The organism is Lacinutrix himadriensis, assembly GCF_001418105.1.
GTDB classification, from domain to species: domain Bacteria; phylum Bacteroidota; class Bacteroidia; order Flavobacteriales; family Flavobacteriaceae; genus Oceanihabitans; species Oceanihabitans himadriense.
Map to the genome: position 1 here is coordinate 68,474 of NZ_LIQI01000032.1, position 17,156 is coordinate 85,629.

General features: G+C 33.2%; 8 protein-coding genes. All 8 read left to right on the forward strand.

What is annotated here, in order from left to right:
- The first annotated feature begins 18 nt into the window (after window positions 1–18).
- Window positions 19–915, forward strand: a complete 897-nt coding sequence (locus tag AMD28_RS17535; RefSeq protein WP_055445445.1) for an ABC transporter ATP-binding protein — start codon at window positions 19–21, stop codon at window positions 913–915.
- Window positions 916–960: 45 nt separating this feature from the next.
- Complete coding sequence (locus AMD28_RS17540; protein ID WP_055445446.1) at window positions 961–1,785, forward strand: ABC transporter permease; 825 nt, start codon at window positions 961–963, stop codon at window positions 1,783–1,785.
- A gap of 84 nt (window positions 1,786–1,869) precedes the next feature.
- Window positions 1,870–5,226: a T9SS type B sorting domain-containing protein gene (locus tag AMD28_RS17545; RefSeq protein ID WP_055445447.1), complete on the forward strand. Its 3,357-nt coding sequence runs from the start codon at window positions 1,870–1,872 to the stop codon at window positions 5,224–5,226.
- A 309-nt stretch (window positions 5,227–5,535) separates the two neighbouring features.
- Complete coding sequence (locus AMD28_RS17550) at window positions 5,536–7,914, forward strand: T9SS type B sorting domain-containing protein (RefSeq protein ID WP_055445448.1); 2,379 nt, start codon at window positions 5,536–5,538, stop codon at window positions 7,912–7,914.
- 30 nt (window positions 7,915–7,944) lie between these two features.
- Window positions 7,945–9,762, forward strand: a complete 1,818-nt coding sequence (locus AMD28_RS17555; RefSeq protein WP_055445449.1) for a T9SS type B sorting domain-containing protein — start codon at window positions 7,945–7,947, stop codon at window positions 9,760–9,762.
- Window positions 9,763–9,926: 164 nt separating this feature from the next.
- Window positions 9,927–12,143: a choice-of-anchor L domain-containing protein gene (locus tag AMD28_RS18985; protein ID WP_241492542.1), complete on the forward strand. Its 2,217-nt coding sequence runs from the start codon at window positions 9,927–9,929 to the stop codon at window positions 12,141–12,143.
- 197 nt (window positions 12,144–12,340) lie between these two features.
- The gene (locus AMD28_RS18990) at window positions 12,341–14,719 is read left to right on the forward strand and encodes a T9SS type B sorting domain-containing protein (RefSeq protein WP_241492543.1); all 2,379 of its coding nucleotides are present in this window, start codon (window positions 12,341–12,343) and stop codon (window positions 14,717–14,719) included.
- An 82-nt stretch (window positions 14,720–14,801) separates the two neighbouring features.
- Entirely contained in the window at window positions 14,802–17,129 is a 2,328-nt protein-coding gene (locus AMD28_RS17565) for a T9SS type B sorting domain-containing protein (RefSeq protein ID WP_055445450.1), read from the forward strand.
- Window positions 17,130–17,156: the final 27 nt, after the last annotated feature.

Consider the following 17,156-nt stretch of genomic DNA (forward strand, 5'->3'; position numbering starts at 1 on the left):
TAATCAAACCTTTATACTTTGGAATCTATTCTTACGATTAATAACCTTACCAAAAAATTTGGCTATCTCACAGCAGTAAAAGACCTTTCGTTTACTATAAAAAAAGGAAACGTTTATGGTATTCTTGGACCAAACGGAAGTGGGAAATCTACAACATTAGGAATTGTCTTAAATGTGGTAAACAAAACGCAAGGAGATTTTAAATGGTTTGATGGAACGGTATCTACACATGATGCATTAAAAAAAGTGGGAGCCATTATTGAGCGTCCTAACTTTTACCCATACATGACAGCTGCTCAAAACCTAAAACTGGTTTGCAAAATTAAAGGCGTTGATTATAGTAAAATTGAAGAAAAACTAGCTGTTGTTGGTTTAGAAGATAGAAAAGACCACAAGTTCAACACCTATTCTTTAGGTATGAAACAACGTCTAGCTATTGCTTCGGCTTTATTAAATGATCCTGAAATATTAATTCTTGATGAGCCTACAAATGGATTAGATCCACAAGGGATTCATCAAATACGTAAAATAATACAAGATATTGCAGCAAAAGGAACTACCATTCTTTTAGCTTCTCACCTACTCGACGAGGTAGAAAAAGTATGCTCGCATGTTGTGGTACTTCGTAAAGGAGAAAAACTATATTCTGGTCGTGTAGACGAAATGATTTCCAGTCATGGCTTTTTTGAGTTAAAAGCCGAAAAACAAGAAGATTTAATAAAGCTTCTAGAAAGCAATACTACTTTTAAAAACATAAAAGTGGAAAACGGTTTAATTACTGCCTTTTTAAATGCACCAATGGATGCTACAGATTTCAATAAATTGATGTTTGAAAAAGGCATCGTATTATCTCATTTAGTAAAACGTAAAGAAAGTCTTGAAGAACAATTTCTTCAGCTTACAGACAATAACTAATTCATCCATTTATACTGAACTTGTTTCAGATCCAAAACCAAACCCATGTTACGACTATTAAATCTTGAATTACAAAAACTACTATTAAATAGAGCTAGTAAAGTACTTATCTTTATTTCTTTTATTTTACCGTTTACCGTATTAATTCTATCTTCTATAAAAATAAATTTCTTTGGCTTTTTCACATTAGAATTGGGCGAATTAGGTATTTTTAACTTTCCAATCATTTGGCATATCACCACGTTTTTTGCTGCACAATTTAAATTCTTTTTCGCCATTGTTGTAGTAAGTATGATTGGTAATGAGTATAGCAATAAGACTATAAAACAAAACTTAATAGATGGTTTAAGTAAAAAGGAATTTATACTCTCTAAGTTTTACACCATTGTATTCTTTTCCTTAGTAGCAACTATTTTAATTGCTGTAGCCTCTTTTTGTATTGGTATGTACTACTCTAGTTACACCGAAGCAAGTATCATTTTTAGAGAAACTAATTTCCTAATCGCTTATTTTGTGAAGCTTGTTGGTTTTTTCACTTTATGCTTATTCTTTGGTATGCTTGTAAAACGCTCGGCATTCGCGCTTGCTTTCCTTTTTGTTTTATACATTTTTGAGTATATTATTTTAGGATTGATTACTTGGCAAGCTAATTTTGAATTGGCAGAAAAAATTCAGAATTTCTTCCCTTTAAAATCGATGTACAAACTAATAGACCAACCTTTTCAACGTATCATGATGACTAAGTTTCCAGATAAAATGGATCTTACTTATGATTATGCTGTACATTGGTATGAAATTGTTATTGTACTTTGTTGGACAGCTATTTTCTTATTTCTATCCTACAGAATTTTAAAAAATAGAGATCTATAGTATTTCATACAAAGCCCATTTTAACATTCACCTTCTTAAATTCAAATAAAAATGTAATATCTTTGGTAGCTATTGCTATATAAGATGAAAAAAATATTATACCTCCTTTTTTTAACCTATTCCCTAACCTATTCTCAAGACCAAGCATCTAACTGGTATTTTGGTGATAATGCAGGTATTAGTTTTGATAATAATACAGGAGCGGTAACCGCTTTAACAGATGGTTTATTAAGAACAGACGAAGGTTGTACAAGTATTTCGGATAATGACGGAAACCTTTTGTTTTATACAGATGGTATTACGGTGTATAATAGAAACCATCAAGTGATGCTAAATGGGAATAACTTATATGGAAATCCTTCTAGTACACAATCTGCTATTATAATTCCTAAACCAGAAGATCCTAATATCTATTATATTTTCACACAAGGAACAACCTACCAAAGTCAGCCAGACAGGGGTTTTAATTATTCGGAAGTAGACATGACTTTAGGTGGAGGTTTAGGAGGTTTGACTACTTTAAAAAACCAACGTTTGCTATATAAAGCTTCCGAAAAACTGAGTGCTGTTCTTAAAGATTGTACCACTGGTAATATTTGGGTAGTTGCATATTCCGATAATGATGCGCTTACAAATTCTGGTGCTTCAGACACCAATAACAATACATTTTATGCTTTTGAAGTTAGCCCAACTGGAGTAAACACCGCTCCTACTATTAGTACTACAGGAGGAATTATAACTGAAAGAAGAGGTTATTTAAAACTATCCCCAGATGGAACAAAATTAGTTTCGGCAAATATTCGTAGAGGCCTATTTATTTTTGATTTTGATGTAACGGATGGCTCTGTATCTAACCCATTACGATTAAACATAAACTCATCGGGGCTTAATGGTGCTACTTACGCTTATGGTGCGGAATTTTCTTCCAATAGTGAAATTCTTTATATTAGTACCTATAATGACTATTCTAGTTCAAGTTCTAGTGATAACAATAACCCGAACAATCATCAAAGTGCCTTACTTCAATTTGATTTAACAGCAGCAAACATAGCTGGTAGTCAAATCACCCTTGAAAGCAAACGAGGATTTAGAAGCGCCTTACAGTTAGGTCCCGACAATAAAATATACAAAACAGAAAGTAGGACGTATGACACAGGTTTACCAAATTTAAGTACCATAGAAGCTCCTAATACTTTAGGTGTTAATTGTAATTACACACCTAATTCAATAAGTTTAAATGGTAGATTGGCTAGACAAGGTTTACCGCCTTTTATTTCTTCCTTCTTTTCTGAAAAAATTGATATTATAGATAATACTTCCACGACACAAAACATACAATTACCATTGTGTATCGGAGAAAACTATACTTTGGCTGCCGAAGTTATTCCTGGAGCGACTTACTCTTGGACAAATAATGGTGTACCCATTGCAACTCCAACAATTCCAAATGAATTAATCGTTTATACAGATGGTAATTATGAAGTATTAATAGAAATACCTGGAAACGATTGTGAGTCTAAAGAAGGACAAGCGATTGTAAGTTATTATACACCTCCTGTTGCTAACCAACCTTTAGATATTGCCGTTTGCGATGACAATAATAATGACCTTTGGGCTTTTGATTTTACTTCTCAAGACGCCGATGTTTTAGGAACGCAGCCTTCCAGCGATTTTAGCGTTCATTATTTTGCAAGTCAAGAAGACGCAGATGATTTTGACAATGAAATCATAGGTTCCTATGATAATCAAAATAATCCGCAAACTATTTTTGCGAGAATACAAAACAAAGGTTATTCTGGTTGCTACGATACCACTTCGTTTACTACTAGAATATTTAATACACCAACGGCTAACTTTGTAGATAACTTTACATCTTGTGATGACAATGTGGATGGTGATGATACTAACGGACAAATAGAAGTTGTGCTTACCGATTTTGATTCGGAAGTCTTAGGTACTCAAAACATAGCAGACTATGCTGTAACATATCATGATTCGCAGGCAAATGCAGATAGTGGAAATACTCCATTAGCCAACACGTATTATACACAAACGCCGTCTCTAGAAAGAATTTTTGTTCGAATTGAAAATAGATTAAATACAGAGTGTTATGACACTACCTTTTTTGATGTCATTGTAAATCCGTTACCAAATCGTTTTGATAGTAGCTTAATTCAATGTGATGAAGATGGTATTGCAGACGGATTTACAACATTTAACCTTACGGAAGCTGAAGATGCTTTAACTGGAGGCGCTACAAATGTTTCCGTTACTTACTATCGTTTATTAGCAGATGCTGAAAGTGAGCAAAACGAATTAGATGAAACTAACTATCCTAATACTGTTAATCCGCAAGAAGTTTTTGCTCTAATAAAAGATAACACCACAACATGTACTGCCATTGCAAAACTTACATTAGAGGTAAGTACAACACAAATACTAGATTATAATGCGCAACCTGCTTGTGACGAATTAGGTTCTGAAGATGGAATAAACGCCTTTGATCTAGATGTATTTACAACAGACATGCAAACTATAAATAGTATCACATTTCCTATAAACTACTATGAAACTTATAACGATGCGCTTTTAGAGCAGGATGCATTAACTACTCCATATCCCAATACAAATCCGTATACACATACCATATATGCAAGAGCAGAAAATGGTAATTCATGTTATGGTATTAGCGAAGTGAATCTAACTATTAATAAGCTTCCGCAACTTATAGAAGATGAAACTACTTTTTATTGTTTAAACGCATATCCGGAAACAACTCCAATAGAAAGTGGCGTGATTGGTGACCCAAACGATTATACGTATTCTTGGTCTACAGGAGAAACTACAAATCAGATTCAGATTAATCAAGTAGGAATCTATACAGTAACCGTTACCAATGCAGATAATTGCGAAAAAAGTAGGACTATTACTGTAGAACCATCTAGTATTGCAAATATTGATTCTGTTGACATTATAGATGCTAGCACAAATAATACCATAACCGTTAATGCTTCTGGAGATGGAGAATATGAATATGCCCTTTTTAATGATGCTGGTTTACATACGTATTATCAATCTAGCCCTATATTTACCAATGTAACTCCTGGAGGAATTTATACGGTTTCCGTTAGAGATATTAAAAATGGTTGTGGTGTTGAAAAAGAAATAATTTCGGTTATAGATTTTCCTAAATTCTTTACACCAAATAATGATGGTGTTAATGATTACTGGCAAGTTTATGGTGTTTCTAGTATTTTTCAGCCAAATTCAAAAATTAAAATATTTGATCGTTATGGTAAACTATTAAAGCAAATTAGTCCAATTGGACAAGGTTGGGATGGCACATTTAATGGTGATGTTTTACCAAATGACGATTATTGGTTTTCGGTATTACTTCAAGATGGAAGAGAATATTTTAATCACTTTACCTTAAAACGATAATGCTTCTAAAAGCATACACAACAACTGTTTATAATTAAAGAAGTCTTTAAAAACAAACTAACTTTTACTATAAGTGTTTACAAAATCCATGTTGTAAACACTTATTTTTTTATTTAAAACCCAATATTTGTAGCGAAAATGCATCCTTTTTCTAATAATCTGTAAATTCCATTCTAGTACCAAACCTTTTTGATAGAAAAATACTACCTTTAACCTAGTAACCTTTTTTGCACAGAAAGTTTATCAACTTATTATTACTATATAAAAGAGACGAGTAAAGTTTATATTTTTTCTAATACTCTAGCTATAATGACCAAGGATTTAAAACATATTATTTTATTAAGCTTACTATTGATAAGCTTAAAAAGTTATACGCAAAATGAAGCCGCAAACTGGTTTTTTGGAGAGCAAGCAGGAATAAATTTCAACAATAGTTCTCCTATTAGTATTCTTGGTGGTGAATTAGAAACAGATGAAGGATGCTCAACTATTTCTGATAAATTTGGTAATCTTTTATTCTATTCGGATGGAATAACCGTTTGGAACAAAAACCATCTTGTCATGCCTAATGGAAATGGTCTTTTAGGTGATTTTTCTAGTACACAGTCTGCACTGATTGTTCCAAAACCAAATTCAAATAATATCTTTTACCTTTTTACTGTAGATGACAAAGCTGGTGTTAATGGTTTGCGTTATTCGGAAGTAGATATAAATTTAGATAATGGTTTAGGAGATATAACATCGAATAAAAATGTTCTTTTAATTGCACCAACTGCAGAAAAAATAACTGCTGTGGAGCATGCTAATGGTGTAGACATTTGGGTAATAAGTCATAAATGGAATAGTAATGAATTTATTGCGTATCTAATTTCTAATTCCGGAATTAACACTACTCCTATTATTAGTGCTGTTGGCTCAATGCATAGTGCCGTAAATAATAGTATTGGTTATTTAAAAGCATCTCCGAATGGACAAAAAATAGCCTGTGTAAAATCTTATGAGAATAACGAAACACAGATTTTTGACTTTGATGCTTCTACAGGTATTTTAACAAATCCGATTACAATTTCAAATTATACTTCCGATAATTTTGGCCCTTATGGCTGTGAGTTTTCTCCTGACAGTAATTTACTATACATCTCCGAAATTGACAGAGACAGCAACAGTTCTAAAATCCATCAATATAACTTAAACCCTTTTACAGAAACTGCTATTGTTAATTCTGACATAATAATTGTTCAAGAAAACATTAATTTAGGAGCTTTACAGCAAGCTTTAGATGGAAGAATTTATGTTGCAAAACATGGCTCTCAATACCTTGGCGTAATTACAGATCCTAATGAAATTGGCTTAGCCGCAAATTACATCTCAGATGGTATATACCTTAATGGAAATGTTAGTCAGTTTGGCCTACCTCCTTTTATACAATCCTACTTTTTTGCAACCAATGTATTCACAAATACATGCTATGGAGATACCACCTCTTTTGAAATAGACGCCTCTTCTATAATAAATAATATTACTTGGGATTTTGGAGATCCCGTATCTGGAACAGACAATACCTCCACTTTAACCAATCCTACTCATGTATACTCCAACCCTGGAGATTACACAGTAACTATTTCTATAGATACAGCTGGTGAAATACAAACCATATATAGAAATTTAAATATTTCACAAGCACCGCCAATATTAAATTTAAACCCATTACTAAGTTGCGTGTTACCTCTAGAACAAGCAACGTACGACTTATTATCTGCGATACCAATTGGCGCTACAAATAACAATATTTCCTTTTTTGAAAACCTTACGGATGCTGAAGATAGTACAAACGCAATTTTCAATATTACCAATTACGAAAACACTTCCAACCTGAATACCATTTATGTAAGATTAGAAAATAACATTTTTGGTGATTGTTATAGCATCAGTCAGCTAGAATTAATTTCTAATACCATACCCGATATTGAAGAAACGGAAACGGTATTTTTTTGTGAAAATTCAGAAGATGATTTTATCACTTTAACGGTAGGAAATCTTCCTGGTATATTAAGTGATTATTCCTTTTTATGGTTAGAAACCTTACAAACCACACCGGAAATTCAAGTCACACAATCCGGCATTTATACGGTTCGAATTACAAACCTATCTTCTATTTCTCCCGAAAATCCTGAAGGTTGTTATTCCGATAGAACGATAACTACAAACACCTCAAGTATTGCTACTATTCCTCCTATTGAAATATTCAATAACAACTCTATAAACATTACAGCTATTGGACTTGGAGATTATGAATATGCACTAGACGATATCACAGGACCATATCAAGATAGCAATACATTTCTAGCTATTGATGGAGGTTTACATACCGTTTATGTTAGAGATAAAAACAGTTGTGGTATCGAAAAACAGTCTGTTGCATTAATTGGTTTCCCACCATACTTTACTCCTAATAATGATGGCTTTCATGATACTTGGCAAATCTCTGGTGTTTCGGAAACCATACAACCCAATACTACCATTAGAATATACAATCGTTATGGTAAACTTATTAAACAGATAAGCCCTACTAGTCCTGGTTGGGACGGCACCTTTAATGGAAAAAAATTGCCAAATGATGATTATTGGTTTGCTGTAAAATTACAAGATGGTAGAGAATATTTCAACCATTTTACTTTGAAACGATAAAAGGAATCGCGTACATTTACATGGAATAATATGAAAACGCGTCATACCTTTTTATTAATATTGCTACTTGTCAAAAGCCTTTTTCTGCTTCATGCACAAGAGATTACGTTGTTTCAGCAATTTAATGGACATTATGACTATTTAGCTATTGGTAACACCTTAAATCCTGAAGAAAATAACCAAAATACTTTTTGTCAGATCCTTCCTGCTTCACAAGCAGATTTACAAATGCCAGCAAACACAACAATTAAGGCAGCTTTCTTGTTTTGGGCTGGATCTGGAGAAGGAGATTTGGAAGTATCCTTAAACAACATTCCTATTACCGCCGAAAATGTGTACAACGTTAATTTTGAAGACGATGATTATGGTACCTTACCCTATTTTTCTTGCGCTACTAATATTACAGATCTAATAACAACTCAGGGAAATACGAGTTATGAACTAACGAATTTAGATATTTCAGATACACTATCAAGCAATCCAGGATACTGTGCTAATAGAACCAATTTTGCAGGCTGGAGTATCTATATTATATACCAAGATAATACACTTCCCTTAAATCAAATAAACTTGTTTTTAGGATTAGATATTATTAACCGAAACGTACAAGAAAAAACCATTATTATAGATAACCTAAACGTTTTAGACACTCAAGGTGCAAAAATTGGTTTTCTTGCCTGGGAAGGAGACAACGCCTTAAACCTTGGCGAAACCTTATCTATTAATAATTCCATAATTTCTAATCCGCCATTAAATTTAGCGAGCAATGCTTTTAATGGCACCAATACCTTTACGAACTCTACTAGCTTTTATAATGCCGATTTAGACGTGTATTCCATTCAAAATAATATTGCGACTGGAGATACCTCAGCAACCATAAAGTTGACAACACAAGCAGATTTAATTATTTTAAATAATATCATTACCGTTTTAAACAGTCAACTACCAGATGCTACAATAGCTGTTAACCAATATTCCATTCCTTGCTATAGCAAAACGATAAACCTTGATTACACCGTCTATAATATAAATAGTACCGCAACTTTACAAGAACAAACTCCTATTGCGTTTTATGCAAACAATCAACTAATTGCACAAAGCACCACGGAAAATGAAATTGCTATAAATGCTTTTGAAAACGGAAATATCTCACTTACCATACCTAACAACATTCCTGATGCTTTTACCCTTACTATTGTTGTAGACGATATAGGAAATGGTGACGGCATGGTTATAGAGTTAAACGAAACCAATAATATAACCACAGAGAACATACAGCTTATTCCGCTTCCTGAAATTATAGAATTAAATAACATGTTAAATTGTGATCTTGGTTTTAATACTGCATATTTTAATATTACCAACCAATTGGAATTAATCCAATATGAAGATATAAATACGATTCGTTTTTATGAAGAATTTGAAGATCTAGTAAATAACGAAAACAATATTCTTAATCCTGAAAACTATTCAAGTACAGCAAGTCCTCAAACTATTTATATAAAAGATGATGCCGAAGAATGCTATACCATTTATCAATTTAATCTAATAACTGAGAACTGTCCTCCTATTATCCCGGAAGGATTTTCACCCAACAACGACAATGTAAATGATTGGTTTAACATTCAAGGTTTGTATGATATTTTTGAACGACATGAACTTCAAATATATAATAGATATGGTACATTAATATTTGTTGGAGACAACTCTAAACGATGGGAAGGCACAGCCAATCGCGGACTAAATAATCAAAATAAATTACTTCCTGTTGGCACTTATTTTTACGTACTAAACTTAAATGATAGCAACTATAAAATCATGACAGGATGGGTTTATTTGAATAGATAGCCAATTCACCGGTAGGTATTTCGTCGATTTTATTTGCATTTAATCTAATTTTAGTATACTTTTGAGCTCTAGAATTAAAGTCCAATAAATTGAAAAAGAGCCAAATAAACACAAACCCTCAACTAAAGCTAGTACTTACGTGTATTTTAATAGGCATCAGTTTTATGCAGGATTCATTCTCGCAACAAATTTCCATTGATAATTCACAAACTCCACAACAACTTATTGAAAATAGTTTAATTCAAGGTTGTGTTGAAGTTTCCAATATCGTTTCTAACGTAAACGGAAGTGTAAATGGATTAACTAGTTATGGTTATTTTGAAAAAGGCACTTCCAATTTCCCTTTTGAAAATGGAATTCTATTATCTACAGGAAACGCTACTTCTGCTGGTAATTCCACAAATGCAAATAACATGCATGATGGAGAAAGCACTTGGGCTACCGATCCCGATATAGAAACTGCTCTTGGTATTTCTAATACCTTAAATGCAACATCTATCGAATTCAATTTTATTTCGGTTACCAATCAAATTCAGTTTAATTATATTTTAGCTTCCGAAGAATATTATGCAACCTATCCTTGTGAATATTCTGATGGTTTTGCTTTCCTTTTAAGAGAAGTTGGTACAACCAATTATACTAATATTGCAGTGCTACCAGGAACGAATACTCCTGTGAATACAAGTACCATACACGATGAAATTGTTGGTCATTGTCTCGCAGAAAACGAAATGTACTTTGATGGGTATAATATTGGAGACACGAACTTTAACGGACGAACAACCGTACTATCTGCAACTGCAAGTATTATTCCTAATGTACAATACCAAATTAAATTAGTTATTGCAGATCAAGATGACCAGAATTATGATTCTGCTGTTTTTATTGAAGGAAATAGTTTTAATGCAACCGTAGATTTAGGAGCAGATATTACAACTTGTGCCGATTCGGTTACTATAAATGCCGACACGGATAACTCTTTAGCAACCTACGAATGGTTTTTAAATAGTACTTTAATTCCTAACGAAACACCTCCACATATAAAAAATGTAACACAATCTGGTTTATACCAAGTGGTCGTTACCATGCCTATTGGAGACAGCGTTTGCGAGATAACAGATGAAATTCTTGTTACATTAAGCTCAGAGCAATCTGCTGGAAATATTGCAGATTATGAAATTTGTGATGACATTAGTAATGATGAAGAAGAAACCTTTGATCTTTCTACAATGCATGGACAAGTCTTGGCTTCGGTACCACCATCAAATTACAATATTAGTTATTATACATTGAGTACAGATGCACACAGTGGAAACAATCCGATAACTACTCCTATAGTAAACGCTAGTAATCCGCAAATAATTCATGTAAGAATTGAAGATACAGATAATGGTTGTTTAGCATTTACTACATTTAATCTAGTAGTAAATCCTTTACCTATAATTGCAGACCCAACACAATTAGATGTTTGTGATGATGCAACTTCAGATGGTTTTACATCCATAGATTTATCGGTTAAAAATGATGATATTACAGGAGGAAACACGGGATACATTGTAAACTACCATTACTCGCAAATAGATGCAGACAATGCAGTAAATGCGATTCCTTTACCGTATACAAATATTAGCACGACAGAACAACTTTTTGTCAGTGTTGTAGATGCTTCTACCGGTTGCGTGAGTACAACAACCCTAGTAATTAATGTTTTAGAAAACCCAGATATTAACACAGACACACAGCAAATTAACGCATGTGAGCCAGATGATGATGGTTTAGCTTCTTTTGATTTATCTACCATAATTCCAGATGTACTAGAAGGCTTAACAGATGTTACCGTTACATTTCATGTAACGTATGCTGATGCACAAACTGGAGATAACCCAATTACAGATTATCAAAATTTTAATAATACAATTCCAAATACGCAAATCGTATTTATTAGAGTAGTAAGTAACGCTACCGGTTGCGCTTCTATATCTACAGTAGAGTTACATGCAAATTTATTACAATCTGGAACAAACATTAGAGATTTTAGTAAATGTGACGATGCTTCTAATGATGGTATTGTTGAATTTAATTTAAATTCTGTTGGCAATATAATTGCAAATAATGTAGAAGATGCTACTGTTACTTTTTATGAAACAGAAGACGACCAAACCAATGATCAAAACGAAATTGACAAGTCGGTAATTTATACCATAACAGAGAATCCGCATACTTTATATGTTACCATTGAAACACCTGGATGTATTTACTTTTCAAACATTAATCTAATTATTGATCCAGCAACCATTATTCAACCATTAGATACGGTAGATTATTGCGATACAGATGATGATGGTTATACCTCTATTTCTCTAGAAGATTTTAACGATTAGTAAGCGATGGTATTGCAAATGCTGCTGTAAAATATTTTTTAACAGAAGATAATGCTGATAATAATGAAAACGCATTACCTCCTTTTTACACCAATACAACAAATCCGCAAATAGTATTTACACGAGTTAGAAATACAGTCACTGGTTGTTATGATGTTGCCGAGTTAGAAATACAAGTGATTCCTGCTCCTACGGTTATGCAACCAATTGATATTGTTATTTGTGATGACGATTATGATGCTTCGTATATTGTAAATCTAGACGATAAAATTGATGAAATAGTAACGAGTACTGCCAATTTAACGATCACTTTTCATACTTCTGAAAATAATGCAAATACAAATACTGGTGCTATTACTAACACCACTGCATACAACGCAAATACGCAAACCATTTATACACGAGTTGAAAGCAATATTACCACTTGTTTTGCTCTTGTTGTTTTTGAAATAATAGTAAATACACAACCTGTTTTTACTACGATTACTAATTTTAGACATTGTGAAACAGATGGTGATCAAACAGCAGATTTTATTTTTAATGAAAAAGATGCTGAAATCTTAAATGGACAACCTGGTAAACAGGTCTTATATTTCGAAACTGCACAAGATGCAATAGACAGAACAGCAACAAGCATTATAGATAAAAACGCGATATATCAAAACACAGACAACCCGCAAAGAATTTATACAAGAGTAGAAAACATTACAGATCATGATTGTTTTGATACTTCTTCTTTTCTAATTGAAGTAGGATTAATTCCAGAATATACCCCTCCTTCAAATTTCACAGTTTGTGATGATATTGCAAATGATGGAAAAGAGACTTTTAATTTTTCTGAAAAAATAGCAGAAATGTCTGCTTCTAGCACAGAAAATTTAACCATTACATTTTACACTTCCTTTAATGATGCAGAAAATGAAGAAAACAGCCTTCCGCTGGAATATGAAAATATAGAAAACCCACAACGAATTTTTGCAAGAATAGATAACGGAACCTATTGTCATGGTATTTCCGAGTTTGATTTAATCATCATACAAGTACCCAATGTAAGCCCTACTGGACCTTTACAAAAATGTGATACAGATACAGACGGGTTTATTAATTTCGATTTAACCGCTGTAGAAATAGATGTTTTAGGTGTTAGACAAGATGATATTGCAATAACCTACCATCCTTCTTTTAACGATGCAGAAGCGCATACCAATATAATTAACAACCCAAGTAATTATACCAATACTAGCAATCCGCAAACAGCATATATTAAAATTACTAGCACGATTTCTAACTGCTATGTTGCTGTGCCAATAGAATTAATTGTAGACGTTCCTCCTAGTATTAATACTGTTTCCATTTTTGAAACTTGTGATAATGTAGACAAAACCTATAACCTTTCCGATACCATAGATCTTTTAATAGACGATGTAACCAATATTGCTGTTACTTTTTATAGCAATCTTACTGATGCACAAAATGCACAAAATCCGTCAAACGATGCGTATATCTATGCTACAAATAATGACACTATTTATGTAAGAGCAGAAAACACAAATTCACATTGTTATTCTACTTCGTCTTTTAATTTACAAGTAAATAGTAGTCCGATTACAAATACGTTAACCGACTTACAAACTTGTGATGATGATTATGACGAAATACAACTCTTTAATTTAGAGGTACAAACAGCCATCGTTTTAGGAAGTCAAAATCCGAGTGACTTTACAGTTTCTTACTTTGAATTAGAAGAAGAAGCTATGGACAACGATAACGAAATTACCGATTTAAATTACTATGCTTTTAACGGACAAACCTTTTACATTCGTATTGAAAACAAAAACACTTTATGTTATAGCATAACTAGTTTTAATACTATTGTAGAGAGAAAACCGGTTGTAGAAATTGAAGATCAAACAATATGTTTAGAAAGTCTTCCACTTATTGTTAGTGCTCATACAGGTTTTAGTACTGATGCATATTCTTGGTCTACAGGTGCTACAACTTCAGAAATTGAAATAACGGAAATAGGAACCTACTCCGTAACAGTTACTTCAGATTTTGGCTGTCCAACTTCTGCAACATTTAATGTTATAGAATCGGAACAAGCAACTATTGAGTTTACAGAGCAAGTAGATTTTTCAGACCCAAATAATATTACCGTAACTATTAGCGGTATTGGCGATTACTTCTACATTCTAGATAATGGTCCTGCACAAGAATCTAACTTTTTTAATAATGTAACACTTGGGCCACATACTATTACTGTTTTAGATGCTAATGGCTGTGCTTCTGCTACTAAAGAAATTGTAATTATAGATACGCCACTTTTCATGACACCTAATAACGATGGTTATAATGATACTTGGCACATTACTGGCGTTAACCAACTTACAGGAACCATTGTATATATTTTTGATAGATATGGAAAACTATTAAAAACATTGTCGCATACTTCTCCTGGTTGGGACGGATCGTACAGAGGACAAAAAATGCCAGCAAGTGATTATTGGTTTCTTGCCGAAGTAATTCAAGATGGAAAGAAATTTGAATTAAAAGGTAATTTTACACTTAAACGATAAATACAGGTCGTAAATTTCTTTAACATATCATTTCCCTTATAAAACGTAACACTTCTTTATATTTGCAATCCAATTATATGTAATGAAGAATTGCTTTACGGTTTTATTATCTCTTTTCACTTGTTTGCTATTTTCGCAAAACATACAAGTAGATAACAATACCTATACACCACAACAACTTATTGAAGACATTTTAATTAATAGTGAATGTATTAGTAATGTAGTGGTTACAAATGTGGAAGGTGGTAATTTTAATGGATCAGACCAAAGTTATGGTTATTTTGATGCTACTGGAACAACATTTCCTATAACCAACGGTTTGGTTTTAAGTACCGGAAGATTATCTAACGTTCCAGGACCAAATACCAGCTTAAGTGATGATGATGCTTCTGGATGGTCTGGCGATAGAGATTTAGAAACTGCTTTAAGCGAGAACAATACTATAAACGCAACCATTTTAGAATTCGATTTTCAATCGCTTAGTAACCAAATAAGCTTTCGTTATTTATTCGCTTCCGAAGAATACCAAGAAGGAGATAATAGTACCTGTCAGTATTCCGATTTGTTTGGCTTTTTAATTCGTCCAACAACCTCTACAAATTATACCAATATAGCGTTAGTCCCAGGAACCAATACGCCTGTAAAAGTGACTACGGTGCATTCTGGTATTCCAGGAGCTTGCCCCCCTATTAATGAAACTTTTTTTGGAGGTTGGAACGATGCTTCTGCTCCTATAAATTTTAACGGACAAACAGCAGTACTTACAGCTACAGCAACTATTACGCCTAATGTAACTTATCATGTTAAATTAGTAATTGCAGATGAGCAAAACTATAGATATGATTCCGCAGTTTTTTTAGAAGCGGGAAGTTTTACATCCGATATTGATCTTGGTTTAGATAGACTTTTTGCTACAAGAAATCCTTTATGTGAAAACGAAACTTTAGATTTAGATGCTACACAAACTGGAGCTACAGGGTATACTTGGTTTAAAAACAGCTTACCAATTACAGGAGAAACCAGTCCGACTTATACCGTTCTAGATGCTGGTACGTATAGCGTTACTATTACCTATCCTACTACCTGCGTAACCTCTGGAGAAATCACAGTAGAATACGCAACAAACCCTATTATTAACGACGCTACATTAATTGCTTGTGATGTCAACCAAGACGGAATTACAACCTACAATCTATTCGATGCGCAACAAGATATAGTCACAGATACCAGAGATACTATCACTAATTTTTATCTCTTTGAAATAGATGCAGAAGATGAAATAGATGAAATTCCTAATGCTACAGCTTTCGAAAACACTATGGTTTTACAAACCGTTTTTGCTCGTGTAGAAAATCAGTTTGGTTGTTACGCTGTCGCGGAATTGCTTTTAGATATTTCAAACAATGTGGTTACTATTCCACCATTTTCAGCATGTGATAATCTTCCTGTAGATGGTTTTACCGAATTTGATTTAAACCAACTACGCTCTCAAATTGAAACACAAGTTCCTGCAGGATCTAGCATTACTTTTTATCCTACGGAAGCAGATTTACAAGCGGAAATAAATAGTATCAACGGAAACTACACCAACATCATCCAAGATACAGAAACCATTTATGTACGTATCACCAACGGAAGCAGTTGTTTTGCAATTAGCACAGTAATGCTATCGATGAAATATACTCCTATCCTTTTAGAAGATGAAACCACAAACTACTGTTTAAATAATTACCCAAACACCGTCCCATTAGAAGCAGGACTGTTAATTGGTGCGCCTGGAGATTTCACTTACCAATGGTTATTCAATAACAACGCTACAACATTTACAACCGAAACCATAAACATTAATGAAGCTGGAACATATACGGTAATAGTAACACATCCAGATGGTTGTTCTGCAACTAGAGATATTATTGTCGAACCTAAAGATACAGCCTTTGTAGAATCTGTTTCGGTATCTGGCGTGGCTCCAAACAACACCATTAATCTTACTGTTTCCGGATTTGGAGATTATGAATTTGCATTAGACGATAGTAATGGCATATACCAAGACAGCAATATATTTACTAATATTTCCGCAGGAGAACATATCGCATACATACGAGATAAAAATGGTTGTGGTACAACTATAGAAGTTATTTACGTTTTAGGTTTTCCTACGTATTTCACACCAAATGGAGATTATTACAACGAAACTTGGATGCCATTAGGTGTCGATTTAGATTTTAAAGCAACCATGATTATTCAAATTTTTGATAGATATGGTAAACTTTTAAAACAAGTAAGCCCACAAAGTCAAGGTTTTAATGGTACATTTAACGGCGAAAATTTACCGTCGTCAGATTATTGGTTTGTAGTTAGTTTTTCTAACGGAAAAACCTACCGAGGACATTTTGCTTTAGTACGCTAATTATTGTTTATAATTGCACTCTATTGA